The organism is Hyphomicrobium sp., from assembly GCF_020852195.1.
Lineage (GTDB): Bacteria > Pseudomonadota > Alphaproteobacteria > Rhizobiales > Hyphomicrobiaceae > Hyphomicrobium_C.
In genome coordinates this window covers 1-22,039 of record NZ_JADZBI010000112.1, presented here as the reverse complement: position 1 = coordinate 22,039, position 22,039 = coordinate 1, and the positions used below count along the sequence as shown (strand labels likewise).

The following is a 22,039-nucleotide window of genomic DNA, read 5'->3' as shown; positions in this document are numbered from 1 at the left end:
CGGCGGCGACCGTGCCGACGCCGACCTCGGACACGAGTTTCACCGACACCAGCCCTTCGGGGTTGGTGTTCTTGAGGTCGAAGATGAGCTGCGCCAGGTCCTCGATCGAGTAGATGTCGTGATGCGGCGGGGGCGAGATGAGTCCCACGCCCGGCGTCGAGTGACGCACCTTGGCGATGGTGGCGTCGACCTTGTGGCCGGGAAGTTGTCCGCCCTCGCCGGGCTTGGCGCCCTGCGCCATCTTGATCTGCATCATGTCCGAGTTGACGAGGTACTCGGTGGTGACGCCGAAGCGGCCCGAAGCGACCTGCTTGATCGCCGAGCGCATGGAATCGCCGTTGGGCAGCGGCTTGAAGCGGTCCGCCTCCTCGCCGCCCTCGCCGGTGTTGGACTTGCCGCCGATGCGGTTCATGGCGATGGCGAGCGTGGTGTGGGCCTCGCGCGAGATGGAGCCGAAGCTCATCGCACCGGTCGCGAACCGCTTCACGATCTCGACTGCGGGCTCCACCTCCTCTATCGGCACCGGCTTGCGCCCCATGCTCTGCGCCGAGCGGATGCGGAACAGGCCGCGTAGCGTCAGGAGCTGCTCGGACTGCGCGTCGATGGCCTTGGCATAGTCGCGGTACTTCTGCGGGATGCGTCCGCTCATGGCGTCCGCGGGATCGGTCGAGCGCACGGCATGCTGCAGGTCCGCAACAACGTTCGGTCGCCACACGTGGGCTTCCCCGCGCACGCGGTAGGCATAGTCGCCGCCCACCTCGAGCGCGTTGGCGAGCACCGGCGCGTTGCCAAACGCCGCCGCATGCCGGTCGAAGGTCTCGCGCGCGATCTCGCGCAAGCCGACTCCCTCGACCTGTGTATGGGTGCCGGTGAAGTACTTGCGCACGAACGGCGTGCGGAGGCCCACGGCGTCGAAGATCTGCGCGCCGCAGTAGGACTGGTAGGTCGATATGCCCATCTTGGCCATGACCTTGAGCAGCGCCTTGCCGATGGCCTTGATGTACTTCTTCTTGACGTCCTCGGGCGTAAGGTCCGGCCCGAGCTCGGGCGTCATCACGGCGAGCGTGTCGAAGGCGAGGTAGGGATTGATGGCCTCTGCCCCGTAGCCCGCGAGCGTGCAGAACTGGTGCACCTCGTGCGCCTCGCCGGTCTCGACGACGAGGCCGACGGACGTCCTGAGGCCCTGCCGGATCAGGTGATGATGCACGGCCGACGTGGCGAGCAGCGAGGGGATCGGGATGCGGTCGGGCCCGGCGCGCCGGTCCGAGAGGATGACGATGTTGCAGCCTTTCGAGCGCACCGCCTCCTCGGCCTCCGCGCACACGACGTCGACGGCCGGCGCCATGCCGGACGGCCCCTTGTCGACAGGAAACGTGATGTCGATCGTGATTGAGGCGAAGTGGTTGTCCTTCACCTCGCCGATCTGCCTGATCCGCTCGAGGTCCTCGTTGGTGAGGATCGGCTGCGTCACCTCGAGCCGCTTCACCTTCGACGTCCCCTCGAGGTCGAGGATGTTCGGCCTCGGCCCGATGAACGACACCAGGCTCATCACCAGCTCCTCGCGGATGCTGTCGATCGGCGGGTTGGTGACCTGCGCGAAGTTCTGCTTGAAGTACGTATGCAAGAGCTTGGGCTTGTTCGACAGCGCCGAGATCGGCGAGTCGTTGCCCATGGAGCCGATCGCCTCCTCGCCCCGGGCGCCCATCGGCGTCATGAGGAACTTGAGGCTCTCCTGCGTGTAGCCGAAAGTCTGCTGCAGATCGAGCAGGGCGATGTTGCTCCGGCGCGGCTCGGCCTTTTTGGTCGAGAGCGGCAGGTCGGAGACCATGATCTGCGTACGCTTCACCCAGCTCTCGTAGGGATGCTTGGCGGAAAGCTCCGCCTTGAGCTCCTCGTCCGAGATGATGCAGCCCTTCTCGAGGTCGATGAGCAGCATCTTGCCGGGCTGCAGCCGCCACTTCTTGACGATCTCCTCCTCCGGCACGACGATCACGCCCGCTTCCGAGCTCATGATCACCATGTCGTCGCGGGTCACGATGTAGCGTGCGGGCCTCAAGCCGTTGCGGTCGAGCGTGGCGCCGATCTGCCGGCCGTCGGTGAAGGCCATGGCGGCCGGGCCGTCCCACGGCTCCATGAGGCAGGCGTGATACTCGTAGAACGCGCGCCGCTTGGCATCCATCTGCGGGTTGCCGGCCCACGCCTCGGGGATCAGCATCATGGCGGCATGCGCCAGGCTGTAGCCGCCCATGGTGAGGAACTCGAGCGCGTTGTCGAAGCAGGCCGTGTCCGACTGCCCCTCGTAGGAGATCGGCCACAGCTTCTCGATGTCGTCGCCGAACAGCGGCGAGGAGACCGACGCCTGCCGCGCGGCCATCCAGTTCACGTTGCCGCGCAGCGTGTTGATCTCGCCGTTGTGCGCCACCATGCGGTAGGGGTGCGCGAGCTTCCACGACGGGAACGTGTTGGTAGAGAAGCGCTGGTGCACGAGCGCCATCGCCGAGACGACGCGCGGGTCCATGAGGTCCTTGTAGTAGGCGCCGACCTGATAGGAGAGGAACATCCCCTTGTAGACCACGGTGCGGCACGACAGGCTGACGGGATAGTGTCCGATATCGCGCCCGCGATAGGAGTTCTGCAGCGCGTTCGACACGATCTTGCGCACGAGGTAGAGGCGCCGCTCGAAGTCGTGCTCGCTCATCCCCTTCGGGCGCCCGATGAAGATCTGCCGGTGCACGGGCTCGGTGGCGCGCACCATGTCCGAGAGGCAGGAGTTGTCGACCGGCACCGCGCGCCAGCCGAGGAGCTCGAGCCCTTCCTCGCCGAGGATGCGCGCCCACGCGCTCCGGCAATGGGCGTCGAGCCGCTCGTCCTGCGGCATGAAAAGCTGGCCGACCGCATAGTGCTGCGCCGCGGGCAGCTTGAAGCCGAGCTTCGCGCACTCCTCGGAGAGGAAGACGTGCGGAATCTGGATCAGGATGCCGGCGCCGTCGCCGGCCAGCGGATCCGCGCCGACCGCGCCGCGATGCTCGAGATTGCACAGCATCTTGAGCGCGTCCGAGATCACCCGATGCGACTTCACGCCCTTGAGGTTGGCGATGAAGCCGACGCCGCAGGCATCGCGCTCAAGGGCGGGGTCGAAAAGTCCCTGCGCCTCCGGGCGCTCGAAGCCGTTGATGGGCGTTTCGCGGGTCATTGACGGGTCCTCGGGTGCTCAAGAGCAAAACGACGGGAGTTGCGGTCTGTTCATTCGACGGCGCGTCGCCGGGCCACGACTAGGCGCGCAAGCGGCGCTTTCGCTTGATGCGCGGGGTCTGCCCCGCGGCCCTGCGCCGAGCCGCGGTCGCCGCCAGGCGCGCTCTATCGCGCGTGAAATCTGCCCGCTCTGCCAACACGAAACCGACCTCCCGCCAAGCCAGCCGCCTGCTCCCCTCTGCCCGCGACCATCGTGAGCCGAACAACCGCACCCACGCCAGGAAAGGCGCGACGCGGCGAAGCCCGCGCATAAAGGACAGGATTGCTGACCTTTTAGCGAATTTTGCAGATTTTGCCCTGCGACACAAGCGTGATTAAGCGCGTAGCCGCGCGCTTCGAGCCCGAGCCGCACTAAGGGCGTGAGCGCGAGCGAACGGAACGCAAGCGCGTGAACGCGCTCTGGGCACATCGGCTGAAAAACGAGCGGCGGCAGAACCGCCGCCGCTCCAAGTCGCATCGATGGAATGCGCCTGTGCGCTTCGGGCTTAGGCCGCCTGCTCGATCTGCTTGGGCTCGGAGCCGGTGCCGATCGGGATCGACCGCGGACGCATGCGCTCGGGCAGGTTGCGCACGAGGTCGACGTTGAGTAGCCCGTCCTTGAGATCCGCGCCCTTCACCTCGACATGGTCGGCGAGCTGGAAGCGCCGCTCGAAGCTGCGCGCCGCGATGCCACGGTGCAGGTAGCGCCGCTCGTCGCTCTCGGTGGCCTCGGCCTTCTTCTCGCCGCGGCCGGAAAGCGTGCTCTCCTTCACGTCCACCTTGATCTCGTCGGCGGCGAAGCCGGCCACCGCCATGGTGATCCGGTACTCGTTCTCGCCGAGGCGCTCGATGTTATAGGGCGGATACGGGGCGTCGAAGTCGCCGCCCGTGACGCTGTCGAGAAGCTGGGCGAGGCGGTCGAAGCCCACGGTGGAGCGATAGAGGGGGGTGAGATCGAAATGTCGCATGACGTTAGTCCTCCTGATGAAGCGACTGGTTGAGATCCGCCCTGTGAAGGGCCGGATCGCGGCTTCGGACCATGATCGCTTCGGACCCTGTCGTCCGAAGCGTGGAATCATCGGTCCCCACCAAAGACCTGAGGCGCTCTCACGCTTCAGGGCGCACCCCCGAAGGGCGTGCGCACGAAATCCATTTAGGAGGGGTCCGCCGGCCTTCAAGGGGGAGGCAGGTCCGCCGCAATGCGGCCGGCGGAGGCCGGCCAAGTTCAGCGCTCCAAAGGTAAAACCAAAAGCCTTCATCTGGCGTTCATGTACCGGACCCGAGAATGACACGGCCGGCCGAGCGCCCCGGCAGGGGACCCCCCGAACGCGCAACGGCGCCCAGAACTTGGAGTGAGCCATGCGAGCTTCATTCGTCACGGGCTGCCTGATGGCGGCCTGCGTTATCGCTGCCACGTTGCCCTTGTCGGGCGCCGCGTCCGCTGCCGACCTCGACGGCGAGGACTATGCCGAGCCGCCCTACGACGACGCCTATGCGGACGAGGGCTATCAGCCCCCCGCGCGCTACAGCGAGCGGTACGGCGCGCCCTCCGAGCAGTACGAGGAGCGCTACGAGGAGCCTTATGGCGATGACCGCGAGCCGCTGCCCGGCTCGATCAAGGACGGCTATCCCGTGCCCATGCCGCCGCCGCGCGCCAGCGCGCCTCCTCCGCCGCGCTACGCGGAGCGTCCGCCCGTGCGCGCAGAGCGCTATGCATGTCTCGAGCCCTGGCAGATCAAGCATCGCCTGCGCAGGGAAGGCTGGGCCGGCATCCAGCCCATGGGCGGCGAGGGTGGCATCGTCCACCTCCGCGCCCGCCGCTACGAATCCGGGCGCCCCTTCAAGCTGCGCGTCGACCGCTGCTCGGGCGAGGTCATTGCCGCTCGCCCCCGCGATCGCCACCGGAGCATGGCTTACAGAGACTGGCGCTGGGTGAAATAATTCGGGCCGACGAGCAGCATCGCGAGAGCGGTCGGGATCCCTCCGCTGCCGATTGCCGTTTGTCGGCTCTCTCCTCATGCTATCCTCCGCCGCCGGTGATTTGCGAAGCGGGGTCGGAAGCATGAAGCTGGTCGCACTGGCCAAGAACCCGGTGCCGGGCGGCGCCGTTCCAGGCGAGCTCAAGACGCGCGACGGCGTGCGGCTGAGGTTCGTGCGCTGGGACGCGACGCGCGGCCCCCGCCGCGGCACGGTCTGCCTGCTGGGCGGCCGCGGCGAATTCATAGAGAAGTATTTCGAGGTCGTGGCGGACCTGCGCCGGCGCGGCTTCGCGGTGGCGACCATGGACTGGCGCGGGCAGGGCGGCTCGTCACGCCAGCTCTCCAACCCCCGCAAGGGCCACGTCGGCTCCTTCAGCGAGTACGACAGCGATCTCACGCTCTTCATGAAGGAGATCGTGCTGCCCGACTGCCCGCCGCCGTTCATCGCGCTCGGCCATTCGATGGGCGCCAACGTGCTGCTGAGAAATGCCGGCCGGCCGGGCTCATGGTTCGAGCGCATGATCCTGACCGCACCCATGCTCGCCATTTCCGATGAGCGTGTCGGCTATCCGCAGGCGCTCGCCCGCGCCTATGGAGAGATTGGCTGCCTCGCAAGCTTCTCCCGCAGCTACATCAAGGGCGGCTCCGACACGGTCGTCGAGCAACGTCCCTTCGACGGCAACATCCTGACCTCGGACCGCGAGCGCTGGAACCGCAACAAGGCGGTGCTGGACGCCAATCCCGCGCTCGGCCTCGGCTCGCCGACCATCGGCTGGCTGCGCGCGGCCTACCGCTCCATGGCCCTGGTCTCGTCGGACGGATACGCGGCGTCGGTTCGCGTTCCGATGATGGTCTTTGTCGCCGGCAAGGACCAGATCGTCTCCTCGCGCGCCATCGAGGACTTCGCGGTCGGCCTCAAGGTCGGCACGCACGTTCTGCTTCCCTCGTCCCGCCACGAGATCCTGCAGGAGGCGGACTCGATCCGGCTGCGCTTCTGGGCCGCTTTCGACGCCTATATGGGCCTCGACGAAGCCGCCGCGTAACGCGCCCGAGCGCCGCCCATCCACGAGCGTCGCCGCAGGAGGCCCCTGGGTCCCGGATAACGCTGCGGCTTCGCCTTCGCGTTCCGGGATGACAGGAGAAACTAGCGGTTGAGCAGCTTCAGCGCGCGCTCGTGCAGCGCCGGATCTCCCGAGGCGATGATGCGCCCGCCGGCGGTCGGCGGCCCGCCGTCCCACGTGGTGACGCGGCCGCCCGCGCGCTCGACGATGGGGATCAAGGCGACGATGTCGTAGCTCTTGAGCCCGGCCTCGATGACGAGATCGACGAAGCCGGAGGCCAGCAGGCAATAGGCGTAGCAGTCCCCGCCGTAGCGGGTCATGCGTGCCTCGCGCTTCACGCGTGCGAAGCCGTCGGTCTCCGCGCCGGATTCGAACAGGTCCGGGCTCGTCGTCATGATGAGCGCGTCTGCCACGCGCTCGCATGAGCGCGTGCGGATCCGCCGCGCTGCCCTGCCCGCTTCCCGCGCGTAGGCCGCCTTCTCGGCCGACCAGAAACGCTCGCCGGTGAACGGCTGGTCCATGAGCCCCAGCACCGGCGCCCCATCATAGAGCAGGCCGATCAAGGTGCCCCACATCGGCGTACCGGTGATGAATGAGCGCGTGCCGTCGATGGGATCGACCACCCACTGGAACGGGGCATCCTCGCGCTCGCGCCCGTACTCCTCGCCGACGACGCCATGCTCGGGCGCGCGTGTCCGAATCATGCGTGCGATCGCGCGCTCGGCGGCCTGGTCCGCCTTGGTGACGGGATCGAACGCCGCCTTGCCGGCCTTGTTCGCGACCGCGATCGGACGGCGGAAGTGGGGGCGGATGACGGCCCCCGATCGGTCCGCCAAGTCATGGCCAAGCGCAAGAAGGTCTTTGAAACGGGAGCCGGTTGGGAAAGTCACGATTGTTATCCGAGACTTAAGTTGAACATGGATGTTACGAAGTTACGGCCTGCAGAAGCAGTCCTTGGTAATACTCATGACTGGAGTAGAAGCGAGAGGCGTCGATATTTGTGTTGCGGGTCCGCACCATATTCACCATAAATATCGACATAAAAGCCGCCGTAAGTTGCCGCTCCGAGCGAACAAGGGCATACCAATTCTGCGGTTTCGAGGGAGCACTTCTTCGCCACCGCAGCCCAATACGGGCGTTTCCTCCCTAGACTTGGGCCGTTCGCTCGTTCGAACGGCCTCTTTTTGACGCCGATGTCTCGATGAATTGGCGTCGTCTTGGGAATGCCACGCAAGATCCAGCCAAATCCCGAGTTGTCTGCCCTACCCTTGCGTAATGGCAGCTCTGCAGTTTTTGCACTTTCCTTTCGGAAATGCCCATCCGATATTTTGCAGTGCGACATCGCCGAGCCTCGCTCGGCCTGCCGCAGCCCTCCTTGGGCGTTTCCTCCCTAGACTTGGGCCGTCCGTACCTGGACGGCCCTTTTTTTATGCACCGGCCGTTGCGACGCTTTAGCGCATGGAAACTAAAGACAAATTGCCGCCATGGCGGCCCGTGCGCGGAGCCTTCGAAAAAGCCGTTACCGAACGGTACTGTGGCTCATCGGGCGCGCCGAGCGCGATGCAGCATCGACCTTGGGGGTGGGGGCTTGCGCATTGCCGCGCTGCAGCATAGATTTGCCATGTGATCCTTCGGATCACGAGCCCTCCTTGGGCGTTTCCTCCCTAGACTTGGGCCGTCCATCGGACGGCCCTTTTTTTTATTCCGGCGGATCTGCTGCGCTAGGCAACAGGGAGGTGGCTGCTCACTCCGCGGCGTCGCGCTGCTCGATCATGGCCGGCACGGCCGAGAACAGCATCCCGGCGATGCGCGTGAGATCGGTCTTGAGCCGCGCGAAGCCGGGCGTGGGCGTGAAGCGGACCTCGTCGAGATAGAGCGCGCGGTTGATCTCGATTTGCACGGCCTGCACGCCTCGGTAGGGCCGCCCGTAGTGCTCGGTGATGTATCCGCCCGCGTAAGGCCGATTGAGCTGCACGTCGTAGCCCTCCGTCGCGAGCGTGTCGCGGAGATAGCGCGTGAGCTTCGGATCGCACGCGGCGCCGAAGCGGTCGCCGAGCACGAAGTCCGGACGCGGCCCGCTGCTCTGCGCCATCTGTGCCGACGGCATAGAGTGGCAGTCGACGAGGATGGCGTAGCCGAACCGGGCCTTGGTCTCCTGGATCAGCGCCTGCAACGCGGTGTGGAAGGGGAAGTACAACTGCTCGATGCGCGCCAGCGCCTCTTCCACGCCGAGACGCGCGCGGTAGATCTCCTCGCCGTCCGCGACGATGCGGGCGATGGTGCCGAGCCCGCCGACCACGCGCACCGACTGGCTGTTCGCATAGTCGGGAAGCGGATCGGCGAACAGCTCCGGGTCGAGTTCATAGGGCTCGCGGTTGACGTCGAGATAAGCCCGCGGGAAGCGCGCGGCGATCATCGGCACGCCGAGCGCGGCCGCGCCCTGAAACAGCTCGTCGACGAAGCAGTCCTCGCTCTTTCTGAGCGTCTGCGGATCGAGCCGCGACTGGTCGAGGAACGCGCGCGGGTAGACGCGGCCCGAATGCGGCGAGCACAGTACGAACGGCGCAGTCTGCACACGCGGCACGATAACGGTGAATGGCGGCTCGAGTTCGGTGCTGAGCGGGAGGGGGGTCTTGGCGGTCATCTCATCCTGAATGCGACGTGGGCCTCACCGTCTGACGCCGATTGCCGGAGCGGAGCAGCAACCATGAATGAACCGAAATGTGTCGCCGCGTGCGCAGTGTGCCAACCTCGACCGCGGCTGTCCACGCTGCCGGCCGGCATTTGCCGTCCCCTGCCGTGGAAAATGCAGCAAGCTCGATTTTTCCACGGTTGGCCCGCCTCTTGCTACACATCAGCTACGCGTGTCTCGGGTTTCACGCTCCGTTTACCAAACTCGCGTCAGATTTCTGTGCCTTCTGGCTATCACTGATAAGTGGACATTCCGAGTAAAAAATCCCATGACCGCCAAGCCCTCCCGCGTTCCCATGTGCCGAATACTGCTGGCTGAGGATGACGACTCCATGCGCGGATTCCTCGAGCGCGCCTTGGGCAAGGCGGGCTATGAGGTGATTGCGTTCGCCAACGGCGAGGACGCCTACGAGCGCCTGCAGCAGGAGCCGTTCACGCTGCTGCTGACCGACATCGTGATGCCGCGCATGGACGGCATCGAGCTCGCGCGCCGCGCCGCCGAGATCGATCCCGAGCTCAAGATCATGTTTATCACGGGCTTTGCCGCCGTTATATTGAACAACGAGACCACTGCGCCGCGTGACGCCCGTGTGCTCTCGAAGCCCTTCCACCTCAAGGATCTGGTACGCGAGGTCGAGCGCCTGCTCGCCGCCGCATAGCCTCGCGTGCTGGCATAAAGCAGACCGCACCGCGGGTTGCCGGGGTGGCGGAATCACGCTTCGGCGTAAAGTATCCCTACTGCAACACAAGTATCGGTCTGCATTGACGATCATCCGTACGGATGACGCCGAAATCGCTTGGTCGTGCCGAAATGGCCCATGCGATGCGTCCCTCGGAGAATTGTAATGCATTTGTTTTGGAGAACCGCGGCAGGCATCATGGCCTGTTTTTTCTTCGCGAAGAATGCGACCGCCATAGAGCCGGGATCAAGCGCAGAGATCAGCTACGAGTATCTGGATCTGCCCGAAAGCAGCTTCACGCATACTTTCGACTTTTTCGTCCAGAACGCGCCCGTCTCGGTGCCTTCCAGGGAGCAGAACCACGACGGAGATGTCGACGGCGCGCGCCTTGACCTCAGCCTTGCCGGTACGGGCATTTTTATGGGTGCACCCGTGGTCGCCGGGGTTAAGGGATATTATGCCGAGCATGACGGCGACCAAGTCATAAGCTGTCAGACGTTGACGCTCGCCCAGGCATGCAACCGCATGCCGTTGTTCGACCCGGACCCGAACCTGCAATCCAGCGTCGGTTATGGGGCAGGGGTCGCGGTCTACGAGTCGAAGCTGGATACGCGGACTTGGGGCATCGCCCTCGAGGCGCAAACCGCGGGTTCGAAGCCGATTTTCGGTGTTGCCGACCTCAAGCTTGGTGCGGGTTATCGTCGGATCGACACGGAGTTCACGATCAACGGAGGCCGGGTCTCTGGTGGGGCGCCCGTACCGTTCACGCTCGATGAGGACAACGGCACAGGCTATCTCGGCGGCTATGTCGGAGCCGGAAGCACGCTGCCGTTGGGCGCAGGCTTTGTCTTGACCATCGACGCTGAGGTCGGCGTCTACTGGGCTCACACGGAATACGATGGGCAGTATACGTCAGCGGGCATGGTAGGTGTTGCGCAGTCCCTCTCGCTTGAGCGCGACGAAGCGGCCGCAGTCGCGGCGCTGAAACTGGGTTTCGAAAAAGATTTCGGTTCATTCCAGGTCGCTGTTTTTGGTCGGGGCGAGTATTATTCCTACGCGCCCGAGATGAGATATAATGAAATCGATCGGGTTGGCGGCGTTGCCCTTGGCGGAATCAGAGACGGTACAACCATTGGCGATGGCGACGCGTGGACGGCATCGGCAGGTGGACGCGTGACGGTCCCATTCAATTAGTTTCCGATGGTGGCGCGAAACGGTCCGGCTAGACCCCGTGAAAACCGCTTCTCGTTTCGGCCTGAGAACCGACTTCAAACCCTTACGCGATGGAATGAAGGGTGGCCGGCTCCCAGAGGTCAGGGCCCGCCCTCTTGCAAGGCAAAAAAGACCGCGCAGCCGGCGGCCATGCCCGGAGGGAGGGTGTCTCTCGGGTCGCCGTCCCGGCTGCATGAAAAAGCCGCCCTGCGACCGTTCGCGGTGCCATGGTTTCCTCGCTTGCCTACCCGAGGCAATGCCAGTATACGGGGCGCTCCTGAATACCTGTTTTGGCTCGGATGGGCACTTAGCTCAGCGGTAGAGCACTACCTTGACATGGTAGGGGTCAGAGGTTCGATCCCTCTAGTGCCCACCATCCGCCCGCCTTGCCTGTAATTTGGTCGAGAACGATGAAAGTAAGAAACTCGCTCAAGTCCCTGCGCTCGCGTCACCGCGACAATCGCCTCGTCCGGCGCAAGGGCCGCGTCTACGTGATCAACAAGACCCAACGCCGCTTCAAGGCGCGCCAGGGCTGATCCGTAGAGGGCCCGGTCGGCAGACGGGGCTCTCCGCGCATGCCGAAATTCGCGAGGGGGGTCGTCCGCCCGGCACCGTCGAGGTGCGCGGGCGGATTTGCGTGTCCGCGTCCGGTGATCGCTGCCCTTTGACGTCGCCGCCGCGCGCTCCTATCTTTCCGCTATGATAGATTACCGGTCCCTGCGCCGCATGAGCGGCCCTATGCTGCTGGCCGCGCTTCTTGTGACGGCCTCGCCCCTCGCCGCATGGGCACAGGTCCAGCCCCCGCCGGGCCACGCCGTGCCTGAAGAAGGTCCACCTCCACATCAGGACCCCATGCCCGCGCCGCGCGCAGACACCATGCCCGCGCCGCGCGCAGACCCCAAGCCCGCGCCGCGTGCCGAGACCCCGCCGGCGCCGGAGAAGAGCGCGCCGCCCCCCGCGGAGTCGCCCGAGCAGCAGGCCAAGCTCCTGGACGAGCTCTATGCGCGTCTTGCAACGGCACCCGACGAGGCGACGGCGACCGAGGTCGCGAGCGCCATCGAGCAGCTCTGGCAGCATTCGGGAAGCCCGACAGCCGACCTCCTGCTGGCCCGCGCCGCGGCCGCAGCCGAGGCGCAGGATCGCGCGCTGGCGATGAAGCTCTTGAACGCGGTGGTCGAGTTGCAGCCGGACTACGCCGAGGCCTGGAACCGCCGCGCCTACCTCTACTACCTCGACAACGACTACAAGCGCGCGCTCGGCGATCTGCGCCGCGTGCTCGCGCTTGAGCCGCGCCACTACAAGGCGCTGGAGGGCCTCGGCAACCTGCTGCAGCACCTGGGCGAGAAGAAAGCGGCGCTCGAGGCCTATGAGAGCGTGCTCAAGGTGCATCCGAACCTGCCGGATGCGAAGAAGGCCCGCGACGACCTCAAGATCGAGGTCGAGGGCCAGGGCATCTAGCGATTTCCGATTGCCTTTCTCGCGCTGTCGCATGCGAGCCGGCCACCGCGGTGTCGCATGCGCATTGCGTGGGTGCCAGCCTACGCCGGCATGACGTTGCGCGCGACCAGCGGCTGACCCCTTTTCGGCATCGTCCTGTCGAAGATGCTGAAGGACAAGCACGCGCTGCCGCGCCAAGTGCTGCTCTATCGGGAGTTTGTCCGCGCCGTCTTCCTCGGTGCAGCCTAGTCGTCAGGACGCGATCTTGGGCGGCGCCCGCCGCTCGACCGGCACCTTGCCGCCGACCGGCACGTAGTCCGGGCTGTGTCCGTCAGGCAGCCCGTGCTCGTCGACGAAGGCGAGCCGGATCATGTTGGTCGCGCCGGGCGAGCCGAGCGGCACGCCGCAGGTGATGACCACGCCCTGGCCGGGCTTCACGAAGCCGCCCTCGTAGGCGATCCGCGTCGCCTTGCGCACCATGTCCGCGAGGTCCTCGGGATCGCTCGTCAGCACCGTCTCGATGCCCCACACGAGCGCCAGCCGCTGCGCCGTGCGCGCGATCGGTGTGAGCCCGATCACCGGCAGGTTCGGACGCTCGCGCGCGACGCGCAGCGCCGTCGAGCCGGTCGCCGTGTAGCAGAGGATCGCCGCCACCTTGACCGTGCCCGAGATGGCATGCGCGGCCGCCGCGATGGCGTCGGCGCCGGTCGGCATCGGCGGGAACTCGATCGCGTGCACGAACGCGTCGTAGCTGGGGTCGTTCTCGACCTCGTGCGCGATGCGGTCCATCATCTGGATCGTCTCGACCGGGTACTGCCCGACGGCGGACTCCCCCGACAGCATGATGGCGTCCGCGCCGTCGAACACGGCCGTCGCCACGTCCGACACCTCGGCGCGCGTCGGCATCGGCGACGACGTCATGCTTTCCAGCATCTGAGTGGCGATCACGATCGGCTTGCCCGCGGCGCGCGCCTTGCGCGTGATCTGCTTCTGCAGGCCGGGCACGCGCTCGACCGGCATCTCGACGCCGAGGTCGCCGCGCGCCACCATGAAGGCGTCGCCGGCGGCGATGATGTCGTCGATCTGCTCGATGGCGGACGGCTTCTCGATCTTGGCGAGCACCGCGGCACGGCCGTCGATGAGGGTCTTGGCCTCGATGATGTCCTCGGCGCGCTGCACGAACGAGAGCGCGATCCAGTCCGCGCCGAGCTTCAGCGCGAGATCGAGATCCTTGCGGTCCTTGTTCGTGAGCGGGCCGACCGGCAGCAGCGTATCCGGCAGGCTGAGGCCCTTGCGGCTCGACAGCACGCCGCCGGTCAGAACCTCGGCGATGATGCTCTGGTTCGCGACGTCGGTGACGCGCATCCTGAGCGTGCCGTCGTCGATCAGCAGCGTATGGCCGGGCTTCACCGCCTCGAAGATCGAGGGATGGGGCAGGCTCACGCGTTGCGCGGTTCCCGGCACGCCCGTCTGATCGAAGCGGAAGTGCTCGCCGGCCTTGACCAGCGCCCGCCCGTCGACGAACTCGCCGAGGCGGAACTTCGGCCCCTGCAGATCGCACAATACGCCAACCGAGCAGCGGTGCTTGGCGCTGAGGTCGCGGATCGCGCGCACCAGCGCATGCGCCGTGTCCGGGCTTGAATGGCTCATGTTGATACGGAAGACGTCGGCACCCGCAAGGAAGAGGCGCTCGATGACCTCCGGCGCCGACGACGCGGGTCCAAGCGTCGCAACGATCTTGACCCGCCGATTGCGTCTCATTGGCCGACTGCCTCTTTATTCTCGTCTTTATCGTCCGGATCGGTGAGGCGGACCGTCCACTCTTGAGCCTCTCCGGTGTCGACTTCAAAAAAGCCCGTGCGCTTATATCCGCGTTTCGGGCAATCCTGAACCCCCCGGATGGAGAACGTTTTGTCGGCGGTGCACATGAAGTTCGTGCCTGCCCATTCGCCGCCGCGGTCGTAGTCCACGGCGTGGACGTAGATAAACCGGCTAGGCACTGCGCCTTTCAAGAGCGTTTCGCAAGACTGCGACGCGATGTTCCACCACCCCTCGGTCGCCCAACCATCCGGATCCTGATAGCCGATCGAGACGCCGACGCGGCTCTGCGTGGCGTTGCAGAAGGTAAGGTCGGCGAGAGCCGGCCGCGCCGTCGCGATCAGGAGCAGGATTGCCGCGAGCGGCAGAGTTAAGGATCGTGCGGTCATGGTTTCACGGATGAGACACATGGGGGGGTCTCGGCGCGGCCGCGCCTTGCTGGGAGGGCAAAGCGTTGGCAAGGAAAGCGGCAGCTTTGAGGTTGCGCGTGCTTGGGACGGCACGGCACCATTGAAGGCCCGGACGCAGCTTTAATCAACCCCCGCATTTTCGATGATCCGTTTCGAAAATTGCATGACCGCCGGAAGACGAGGTGTCGATGCGACCTGAAACGGCTTGCGGCCCCGCCCTCGGCGTCGAGGCGCTGACCACGGAGGCGTTCGAGCGCCTTCCCGGCTCGCTGAGCGCGGGCATCATCCTCCTCTGCGATCATGCCGCCAATGTGCTGCCCGAGGAGTACGGCACGCTCGGGCTGCCGCCCGCCGAACTCGCGCGCCACATCGGCTATGACATCGGCGCGCGGGGCGTCACCGTAGGGATGGCGGCATGGCTCGGCGCGCCGGCCGTCATGACCCGCTACTCGCGCCTTCTCATCGACTGCAATCGCGGCGAGGACGATCCGACGCTGATCATGCGTCTCTCCGACGGTGCCATCGTCCCCGGCAACCGGTCGCTCACCGTCGAGGAACGGGCGAAGCGCATCGCGCGCTACTATGATCCCTATCACGCGGCCGTTGCCGAGGTGATCGACCGCGCGCTCGGCGCGGGTATCGTTCCGGTGCTGCTCTCGGTGCACAGCTTTACGCCGGCCTGGCGTGGCGTGGCGCGTCCCTGGCACGGCGCGGTGCTCTGGGACAAGGACCCGCGTCTCGCCCACGCCTTGCTTACGGACCTCGGTGCCGATCCTGCACTTGTGATCGGCGACAACGAGCCTTACACCGGTCGCCTCAAGGGCGACTGCATGTGGCGCCACGGGACGTCACGCGGCCTCGCCCACGCCATCATCGAGATACGCCAGGACCTGATCGCATCGGAGAGCGGCCAGGCCGAGTGGGCCGGCCGGCTGGCGGAGGCCATGCAGCGCATCCTTGCAGGCGCGGGCGCTGATCCCGATGTGAGAGCCGTGCGATTCTTCGGATCCGATGCCGACTGAAGGGAGTGCCTCAATGACCGACACGACCGCGATTGACCCCGGGACGACGCTGGAGTTGGAGGCGGCAGCCTTTCGCCGTCTCGTCGCGCACTTGCGCGAGCGCACGGACGTACAGAACATCGATCTCATGAATCTCGCCGGCTTCTGCCGCAACTGCCTCGCCAACTGGTATCGCGAGGCCGCCGACGAGCGCGGCATCACGCTGTCGAAGGAAGTGTCGCGGGAGATCGTCTACGGCATGCCGTACGCGGAATGGCAGAGCCGCTATCAGACGGAAGCCTCGCCCGAGGCTGCGGCGGCGTTCGCGCGAAGCGGCGCGCATGCAACAAAGGACGGCGCATAGCGCGCGTCATCCACAGGAAATAATCTCTCTGGATGAGGCCACGCCTCGCCTTGCCGCTGTCCGGCCGCGCCCCTAGCCTTCCCTGACGTAGGCCCGCGGACGCGGGCAGAGGGACAGACCGGAAAGTGGGGGCAGCCATGACGACGCTTCAGGCTTCGGCGCAGAAGCAGCTTCGCCAGATGATCGAGAGCATCGAGCGTCTGGAGGAGGAGAAGAAGGCGCTCGCGGGAGACATCCGCGACAAGTATCTCGAGGCCAAGGGCCTCGGCTTCGACGTCAAGACGATCCGCCAGATCGTGCGGCTGCGCAAGAAGAGCCAGACCGAGCGCCAGGAGGAGGAGAGCCTGCTCGAGGTCTACATGCACGCGCTCGGCATGCTGGACGGCGCCCTGTCGGACGATGCCGAGGCGGCCGCGGATCGCATGATCGCAGCGGAGTAGGCCCCGGCGCCGCGCACCGGAGGTCAGGCCACTCGACAAGGGGGAAGAGGGAAACGTCTCGGGCCGCTTCGGCGCACGGCCCGAGACGCTAACGACGAGATGGAGCGGAAGCTTCACCTGCCGTATTCGGGAAAGTCTTGCAAACGAGGGCGTGTCGATCACGATCGTTTGTACACCGCGACCATAGACCGCTGCCGGGATCAGGGCTAATCGTTATTTGTTTCCATCCTGATCAGGCCCCCTTATGACTCAGGTCACTCTCAAGCAGATCCGCTATTTCGATGCGCTGGCCCGGGAGCTGCACTTCGGCCGCGCGGCCGATTCGTGCTCCGTGACGCAGCCGGCGCTCTCCATGCAGATCCACGAGATGGAGCAGAACCTCGGGCTCGCGCTCGTCGAGCGCACACGCTCGGGCGTCCAGCTCACGACCAAGGGGCAGGAGATCGCCGCCCGTTGCGCGCGCATCCTGGGCGACGTGCGTGATCTTGTTGCCTACGCCCAGCACGCCAACAGCATCCTCGCCGGCGCCCTGCGGCTCGGCGTCATTCCGTCCGTCGCGCCTTATCTGCTGCCGCCGCTGCTGCCGCTCCTGCGCGAGGCCTATCCCGACCTCGAGCTGCACGTGCGCGAGACGCAGACGCAGCTCCTCACGGACGAGCTTCTCGAGGGCAAGCTCGACGTGCTTCTGCTCGCGCTGCCGCTCAAGCATGCCGATCTCACCAACCGCGCGCTGTTCGAGGACAAGTTCCTGCTCGCCGTCCCCAAGGACCGCAAGCTCTCCGGCCGCGTGCGCGCCACCAAGGAGCTGATCGAGCACGAGCGGCTGCTGCTGCTGGAGGAGGGCCATTGCCTGCGCGACCAAGCGCTGACCTATTGCAGCCTGCAGCAGGTCAACGCCGTCAACACCTTCGGCGCTTCGAGCCTTGCCACGATCGTCGAGATGGTCTCGGCCGGCTTCGGCATCACGCTGCTGCCCGAGATGGCCATCGGCATCGAGGAGCGCGGGCGCGACATCACGCTGGTCCGCTTCGTGGAGCCGGAGCCGTCGCGCACCATCGGGCTCGTCTGGCGGTCGACCTCGCCGCGCACGGAGGACTTCGAGGAGCTGGGCCGTCTCGTCACGCGGGCCTGGAAGGAGGGTCCGATGGCGGCGCTGCGCTCCACGACCCGCGCCAGGAAGCCGGTTACCGCGGGAGGGTCTTGACCGCGCGGGATACGAGCTGCGGACGAGACGTCTCGGGCGGCACCTCGTGCGCGAGCGCCTCGAGATAGACGGCGTCGCCCTTGAACTCCTGAGCCCACGCCATCGCCGTCTGAAGCTGGCCGGTGCCGAACCGCATCGGAAGCACGGTGCCTTCGTCGTCGAGCATGTCGATCGCCTGCGCCGCATCGGGATGCACCAGCGTCGCCAGCGCAGGATCGTCGAACGACGGGGTCTCCGTCAGCAGCGGCGCCAGCGCGAACGGACGGTAGGACAGCTCGTCCGGATGATCGTCGTCGTACTCGGGTGCCGTCGTCCATCCGCTGCGCCAGTCTGAAACGCCGTCCGCGAACGGATGCTCGGGCTCGGCGGGCGGCGGCACGGCCGCCTCGGTCACAGGCTTCTTGGCCGAAAACGGCCACTCGGGCGCCAGCGAAGCCTTCATCGGCGTCGATCCGGTGATGAGGGCGGCGGGCTTCACGGCCGGTGGCGCCTCGGCATCAAGGGAAGCAAGCTTGACCAGCATATCGAGGCGCGAGCGATCGGTGTCAGGCAGCTTGGCGACGAACGTGGACGGCCGGTCGACCGGCTTCGGCGCCGAGAGGAGCTTCGGCTGTTGCACGGCGGGCTCGCTTTCGGTCACGGCCTTGGCCAACGCGACCCTGGCCTCCGGTGGCGCTTGATCTACGGCAGGCTTGATCTCGAACGGGATGTGGGTTGGCTCCGCCAGCGCGGCCACGGCCACCGGCTGACGCGGAGCGGCCGGCCGCTCGGCAGGCGCCGGCCGCGGCGGCACCGGTAGCGGGTCGGGCTTCGCGGCCGAGGCCTCCGCCACCTGGATCGGCGCCTTCGGCCCGTCGCGCAAGGCGTAGAACTGGGCGACCTCTTGTGCGAGGTCCTGCCGGCGCTGGCGGGCGGCTCTCACGTCCGACAGTGTGATCGGACGCCCGTCGGCAGGCTCGTGCTTCGAACGGCCGGACGGGAACAGCAGCGCCAGCTCGTCGCGCACCATGCGCGGCCAGTGGCGCACGCGCGCCGTGTCGACGTGCACGAACGGGATGCCGGAGGTGGGATAGTAGCCGACGCCGCCGCGCTCGCGGATCATCGCCGAGTAGCGCATGCGCCGGAGCGGCACGTCGGGGAAGGCGATGTCGATCGCCTTGCCGGTCATGTGCTGGCTCTGCTTCGCCTGGCCGCCGCGCGTCTTGCGCAGCATCTCGTTGGTGGAGGGCGAGCGGTATCCGGAGATAATGTGAACGGGCTGCTGCGAGCCGAGCTCTCGGTGCATCTCCCAGATGATGTCGATGGTGTTGGGGTCCATCGTCGTCGCCTGGTCCTTGCGCCAGTCGCGCAGGATCCAGTTGATCTTCTTCATCGCGTCCGGGACGAACCGGCCGTTCTTCTTGTAGGCGACGGTGAGCGTTTCCTTGGTGTGGATGTGGTAGAAGGAGATCGTGCGGTCGTCGCTGGCGCGCGCGCCCGCAACCTGCACGGCGGCAGCCAGCAGAGTGGCTGCGCCGAGGCCCAGGAACCGGCAGGTGACGTGTCCCGCCTTTACGCCCAACGGAGATCCCCCATACGTGTGGCCAAGGTTAACCTTTACCCCCCGGTCCTTAACGGTTGGTAACCTTGGATTGCGCGATCAAGAGGGCCTGTAAGCGGCATAAAAAGGGCAAGCCGGCCGCCGCCGTCGCCAAGGTTAGCAAGAGGTTAACGGCGAAGCCCCGGGCGGGGGACACGAGCGGCCTTATGAAGGCTCTACCCCACCGGAAGCTTGTGGTGCCCACCCCCGACGCGTGTCTGGACTCCGGCCTCCGCCGGCGTCATGCCAGTCTGATGCTGCAACGCGGGCGCGAGACGGCAACTTCCCCAGCCGGCCAGACGATCAGAAGCCGCCGAAGACGTTGTTGAAGAACGTCTCGAGTGGGTTGGGCCCGCTGGCATAGCGCGGCTTCTCGTAGCGCACCGGAGCAAGATGATCCGGCCCGACGGCAATGGCGTCGAAGCGCCCCGCGAGCGCCAGCACCAAGCGCTGCTCGTGGCCGTAGACGTCCTTGAAGCGATGGGACTCGCCGGCCTCGTCGATGCGCTCGGTGAAGTAGACGATGTGTACCGGGATCTTGGTCTCGAGCGGAATCGGGTTTTCGACGGCGCGGCCGCCGGAGACCAGCGCCTGCACCTGCTCAGGCGACCAACCCTTGTCGGCCTCGAGCACCAGCTCTGCGAGCCTCACCGGATTGCGCACGCGTACGCAGCCGTGGCTGAACGGACGGCTCGGCTTCTCGAACAGGTGCTTCGTCGGCGTATCGTGCATATAGACGATATGCTTGTTGTGGAACGTGAACTTGAACAGCCCGAGTACGTTGGCCGGGCCAGGCGGCTGCTGAACGTCGAACTGGCGGATGTCCGCGCTGCTCCAGTCCACGTAATAGGGATCGACGGGCCGGCCGTTCTTCGACATGCGCAGCCCCTGCTTTTCGAAGTAGGTGCCGCCGCGCGCGAGGCTCGGGTAGAGCTCCCGCACCTTGATCGAGTCGGGCACGTTCCAGCGCGGATGCGCCGTCACCATGTCCATGTCGGCGGTGAAGCTCGGCGTCTGCTTGTCGACGAGACCCGTGATCACGCGCTCCTCGTGCACCAGCTTGCCGTCGCGCACGAACTGAAACGTGAACTCCGGAAGGTTGACCCACACGTGCGTCGCGCCGAGGTCGTCGGGGATCCAGCGCCACATCTCCATGTTGGCGGCCACGCGCTCCGGGCTCGGCACGTCGATGTCGTTGAGCGCCGCGCGCGTGCCGCCGCCCACATAGCCGTCCGGCGCGAGGCCTTTCTCGGTCTGGAAGTCCTTCACGGCGGCGAGCAGCGCGTCGTCGTAGAAGGTTTCGTCGGCAGGCGCCTCGGCTGTTCCGGCGGGCGTCGGCACGCCGAGCCGCTGACGGAGCAGGGCCACCTGCGGATGGCTCCGGCCCGGCGAGAGCACCGGTCCGTTTGGCAGCCGCACGATCTCCGCCGCCTCGCCTGCGGACTTCAGGAGCGCGAGATAGCGCTGGCGCAGCTTCTCGAACTGAGGATGCTGCGGATGGAAGCCGCGCAACGTCGCATCGGGCGTGCCGGATGCCGCGAGCTTCTCAAGCACGAGCTTGGGATCCAGAAGCTGCGGCTTGCGGTCGAGATAGGAGGAGAGCTGCTTGGCGGGATCCTCGATCCGCCCACCGCGGGCGTGGCGCGCGTAGGTGAGCACGGCGAGCGAGAGCTTGAGCTCGGCATCGGCGGCGCTCTCCTCCGACAGCGTCCCCGTCGCCTCCGGCAGTTCGAACGCCGAGGCGTCGAGCGCCCAGTCATTGGCCTTCTTGATCTCCGCGATGGCGAGCACGGCGCGGTCGTTGAGCGCGCCGTCGGCGATCCAGAGCGGCGCATCGGCGCGACCCTCGTAGAAGGCCCTGAGCGCGGCGGCCTCCTGCTGCTCGATCTCCGTCATGGTGCCGGCGCGTGCGTCGAGGCGGGTGCGCACGAGGGCGCCGAGCTGCGGCTTGGGCGGCGGCGCTGCGGCCTCCGTCGACGCTCCAGCGGCTGGAGCCGGCTGCGCGGCAGGAGTCTCCCCAGCCGACGGCTGGGCCGTTGCGGCCGGGGCGCCGGCCGGTTCGCTCGGTGCTGCGGTGACGGGTGTGGCTGGGGGCTCGGCCGGCGGTGTTGCCGTGGGATCCGCATGCCCGGCCGCGGGAATGAGGGCCGCCGCAAGAACGAGAGCGCCCAGCGGGGCGGTGATCCTGAACGCGTGACGCATGACAACTCCCGAGTCGCACGAAGTCAGGAAGGCACGCTAGCGGAGCGGCGGAACGATGAGAAGCCACGAACGCCGTTGTCCCCCATACGGAGGGGATTTTACGGCCGACTGTTGTGGATTTGTGAACACGGAAGAAGCCAGTCGGCACAGGCTGTTATCATGTGCCGTCCCGGCGCTCAGTTCACACGCGGCTCGAGGCCGTACTCCTGCATCTTCCGGTAGAGCGTCGAGCGCCCGATCTTGAGCCGCTTCGCGACTTCCGTCATGTGGCCGCGATAGCGCCCGAGGGCGAGACGGATCATGTCGGCTTCGATGTCCTCGAGCGCGCGGATCTCGCCGCTCTCGGTGACCGCCGGGATGCCGAGCGCCGATGCGCCGGCGTTGGGGCGCACCTCGACCGTCTGCGGAACGGTGTCCTCGGCGCCGATCAGGGCCGGGCCGGTATAGGCCGGCGGCTTCTGCAGGCTCTGGGGCGCGGGCGGGATCTCGGGCGTAAAGCCTTCCACATGGCTCGCGATCTGCGGGAACTCGGCAACCGAAAGCTCGGAGCCGTCGGCGAGCACCACGGCGCGGAAGATGGCGTTCTCGAGCTGACGCACGTTGCCCGGCCAGTCGTAGGCCATCAGCAGCCGCATGGCCTCGTCCGTGAAGCCGCCGATGCGCTTGCCTTCCTCGGCGCCGAAGCGGGCGAGGACGTGCTGCGCCAGCTCCGGGATGTCCTCGCTGCGCT

Annotated in this window: 19 protein-coding genes and 1 tRNA gene; 11 read left to right on the top strand and 9 right to left on the bottom strand. The window is 66.5% G+C overall.

Translation table 11 applies throughout. From position 1 onward, the window contains the following. Together gltB and IT540_RS09005 are read right to left on the bottom strand one after the other, a co-directional pair. On the bottom strand, positions 1 to 3,193 hold a 3,193-nt coding region (gene gltB / locus IT540_RS09010), incomplete at its 3' end, for a glutamate synthase large subunit (protein ID WP_291176047.1). A gap of 544 nt (positions 3,194 to 3,737) precedes the next feature. Next, positions 3,738 to 4,199, bottom strand: coding sequence for an Hsp20 family protein (locus IT540_RS09005; protein WP_291176044.1), 462 nt, complete (start codon positions 4,197 to 4,199; stop codon positions 3,738 to 3,740). 391 nt (positions 4,200 to 4,590) lie between these two features. Between IT540_RS09005 and IT540_RS09000 the strand changes: the two genes are divergently transcribed. Together IT540_RS09000 and IT540_RS08995 are read left to right on the top strand one after the other, a co-directional pair. Further along, positions 4,591 to 5,172: a hypothetical protein gene (locus tag IT540_RS09000; RefSeq protein ID WP_291176041.1), complete on the top strand. Its 582-nt coding sequence runs from the start codon at positions 4,591 to 4,593 to the stop codon at positions 5,170 to 5,172. A gap of 121 nt (positions 5,173 to 5,293) precedes the next feature. Further along, a complete protein-coding gene (locus IT540_RS08995) occupies positions 5,294 to 6,253 on the top strand; it encodes an alpha/beta hydrolase (protein WP_291176038.1) in 960 nt (319 codons plus the stop codon). 101 nt (positions 6,254 to 6,354) lie between these two features. Here the strand turns inward: IT540_RS08995 and hisN are convergent, their stop codons facing one another. After that, a complete protein-coding gene (hisN, locus tag IT540_RS08990; RefSeq protein WP_291176035.1) occupies positions 6,355 to 7,161 on the bottom strand; it encodes a histidinol-phosphatase in 807 nt (268 codons plus the stop codon). Positions 7,162 to 8,015: 854 nt separating this feature from the next. Continuing rightward, positions 8,016 to 8,915 carry an N-formylglutamate amidohydrolase gene (locus IT540_RS08985; protein ID WP_291176032.1) on the bottom strand — a complete coding sequence of 300 codons (900 nt, stop codon included), beginning with the start codon at positions 8,913 to 8,915 and terminating at the stop codon, positions 8,016 to 8,018. A 343-nt stretch (positions 8,916 to 9,258) separates the two neighbouring features. Here IT540_RS08985 and cpdR point away from each other — a divergent pair, with 343 nt between their 5' ends. The 5 genes from cpdR to IT540_RS08960 all read left to right on the top strand — a co-directional run bounded on the left by cpdR (position 9,259) and on the right by IT540_RS08960 (position 12,312). Continuing rightward, entirely contained in the window at positions 9,259 to 9,621 is a 363-nt protein-coding gene (gene cpdR, locus IT540_RS08980) for a cell cycle two-component system response regulator CpdR (protein WP_291176049.1), read from the top strand. A 186-nt stretch (positions 9,622 to 9,807) separates the two neighbouring features. After that, positions 9,808 to 10,836 (top strand): hypothetical protein, encoded by a 1,029-nt coding sequence (locus tag IT540_RS08975; protein ID WP_291176030.1) that lies wholly within the window; start codon positions 9,808 to 9,810, stop codon positions 10,834 to 10,836. A 319-nt stretch (positions 10,837 to 11,155) separates the two neighbouring features. Beyond that, a tRNA-Val gene (locus IT540_RS08970) sits at positions 11,156 to 11,230 on the top strand. Between the two features lie 34 nt (positions 11,231 to 11,264). Continuing rightward, a complete protein-coding gene (gene ykgO / locus IT540_RS08965; RefSeq protein ID WP_011314284.1) occupies positions 11,265 to 11,390 on the top strand; it encodes a type B 50S ribosomal protein L36 in 126 nt (41 codons plus the stop codon). A 316-nt stretch (positions 11,391 to 11,706) separates the two neighbouring features. Further along, complete coding sequence (locus IT540_RS08960) at positions 11,707 to 12,312, top strand: tetratricopeptide repeat protein (RefSeq protein WP_291176020.1); 606 nt, start codon at positions 11,707 to 11,709, stop codon at positions 12,310 to 12,312. Positions 12,313 to 12,543: 231 nt separating this feature from the next. Here the strand turns inward: IT540_RS08960 and pyk are convergent, their stop codons facing one another. Continuing rightward, positions 12,544 to 14,052 (bottom strand): pyruvate kinase, encoded by a 1,509-nt coding sequence (gene pyk / locus IT540_RS08955; RefSeq protein WP_291176018.1) that lies wholly within the window; start codon positions 14,050 to 14,052, stop codon positions 12,544 to 12,546. Further along, entirely contained in the window at positions 14,049 to 14,519 is a 471-nt protein-coding gene (locus IT540_RS08950; RefSeq protein ID WP_291176015.1) for a DUF1036 domain-containing protein, read from the bottom strand. Before IT540_RS08950 ends, pyk begins: the two co-directional genes overlap by 4 nt. Before the next feature lie 188 nt (positions 14,520 to 14,707). Between IT540_RS08950 and IT540_RS08945 the strand changes: the two genes are divergently transcribed. The 4 genes from IT540_RS08945 (at position 14,708) to IT540_RS08930 (ending at position 17,528) form a co-directional block, all read left to right on the top strand. After that, a complete protein-coding gene (locus IT540_RS08945; protein ID WP_291176013.1) occupies positions 14,708 to 15,541 on the top strand; it encodes an N-formylglutamate amidohydrolase in 834 nt (277 codons plus the stop codon). Positions 15,542 to 15,554: 13 nt separating this feature from the next. Beyond that, positions 15,555 to 15,884, top strand: coding sequence for a DUF1244 domain-containing protein (locus IT540_RS08940; RefSeq protein WP_291176010.1), 330 nt, complete (start codon positions 15,555 to 15,557; stop codon positions 15,882 to 15,884). A gap of 137 nt (positions 15,885 to 16,021) precedes the next feature. Continuing rightward, a complete protein-coding gene (locus tag IT540_RS08935; RefSeq protein ID WP_291176008.1) occupies positions 16,022 to 16,324 on the top strand; it encodes a DUF2312 domain-containing protein in 303 nt (100 codons plus the stop codon). Positions 16,325 to 16,568: 244 nt separating this feature from the next. Beyond that, positions 16,569 to 17,528, top strand: coding sequence for a LysR substrate-binding domain-containing protein (locus tag IT540_RS08930; protein WP_291176006.1), 960 nt, complete (start codon positions 16,569 to 16,571; stop codon positions 17,526 to 17,528). Here IT540_RS08930 and IT540_RS08925 read toward each other — a convergent pair. The 3 genes from IT540_RS08925 to IT540_RS08915 form a co-directional block, all read right to left on the bottom strand. Further along, positions 17,509 to 19,089, bottom strand: coding sequence for a DUF882 domain-containing protein (locus tag IT540_RS08925; protein ID WP_291176004.1), 1,581 nt, complete (start codon positions 19,087 to 19,089; stop codon positions 17,509 to 17,511). The two genes, IT540_RS08930 and IT540_RS08925, sit on opposite strands and share 20 nt — an antisense overlap. Positions 19,090 to 19,410: 321 nt before the next feature. After that, on the bottom strand, positions 19,411 to 21,309 hold the full coding sequence (locus IT540_RS08920; RefSeq protein ID WP_291176002.1) for a L,D-transpeptidase family protein: 1,899 nt from the start codon (positions 21,307 to 21,309) through the stop codon (positions 19,411 to 19,413). 176 nt (positions 21,310 to 21,485) lie between these two features. Next, a partial coding sequence (locus tag IT540_RS08915; protein ID WP_291176000.1) for a helix-turn-helix domain-containing protein occupies positions 21,486 to 22,039 on the bottom strand: 554 nt, incomplete at its 5' end.

Bases quoted from the DNA above. Each gene is read 5' to 3' on its own strand.
- IT540_RS08940 (WP_291176010.1), top strand. From the start codon at position 15,555: ATGACCGACACGACCGCGATTGACCCCGGGACGACGCTGGAGTTGGAG.
- IT540_RS08985 (WP_291176032.1), bottom strand. From the start codon at position 8,915: ATGACCGCCAAGACCCCCCTCCCGCTCAGCACCGAACTCGAGCCGCCA.
- IT540_RS08935 (WP_291176008.1), top strand. From the start codon at position 16,022: ATGACGACGCTTCAGGCTTCGGCGCAGAAGCAGCTTCGCCAGATGATC.
- IT540_RS08960 (WP_291176020.1), top strand. From the start codon at position 11,707: ATGCCCGCGCCGCGCGCAGACACCATGCCCGCGCCGCGCGCAGACCCC.
- IT540_RS09000 (WP_291176041.1), top strand. From the start codon at position 4,591: ATGCGAGCTTCATTCGTCACGGGCTGCCTGATGGCGGCCTGCGTTATC.
- IT540_RS09005 (WP_291176044.1), bottom strand. From the start codon at position 4,199: ATGCGACATTTCGATCTCACCCCCCTCTATCGCTCCACCGTGGGCTTC.
- IT540_RS08975 (WP_291176030.1), top strand. From the start codon at position 9,808: ATGCATTTGTTTTGGAGAACCGCGGCAGGCATCATGGCCTGTTTTTTC.
- IT540_RS08995 (WP_291176038.1), top strand. From the start codon at position 5,294: ATGAAGCTGGTCGCACTGGCCAAGAACCCGGTGCCGGGCGGCGCCGTT.
- IT540_RS08945 (WP_291176013.1), top strand. From the start codon at position 14,708: ATGCGACCTGAAACGGCTTGCGGCCCCGCCCTCGGCGTCGAGGCGCTG.
- IT540_RS08950 (WP_291176015.1), bottom strand. From the start codon at position 14,519: ATGTGTCTCATCCGTGAAACCATGACCGCACGATCCTTAACTCTGCCG.
- pyk (WP_291176018.1), bottom strand. From the start codon at position 14,052: ATGAGACGCAATCGGCGGGTCAAGATCGTTGCGACGCTTGGACCCGCG.
- IT540_RS08930 (WP_291176006.1), top strand. From the start codon at position 16,569: ATGACTCAGGTCACTCTCAAGCAGATCCGCTATTTCGATGCGCTGGCC.
- ykgO (WP_011314284.1), top strand. From the start codon at position 11,265: ATGAAAGTAAGAAACTCGCTCAAGTCCCTGCGCTCGCGTCACCGCGAC.
- IT540_RS08920 (WP_291176002.1), bottom strand. From the start codon at position 21,309: ATGCGTCACGCGTTCAGGATCACCGCCCCGCTGGGCGCTCTCGTTCTT.
- cpdR (WP_291176049.1), top strand. From the start codon at position 9,259: ATGTGCCGAATACTGCTGGCTGAGGATGACGACTCCATGCGCGGATTC.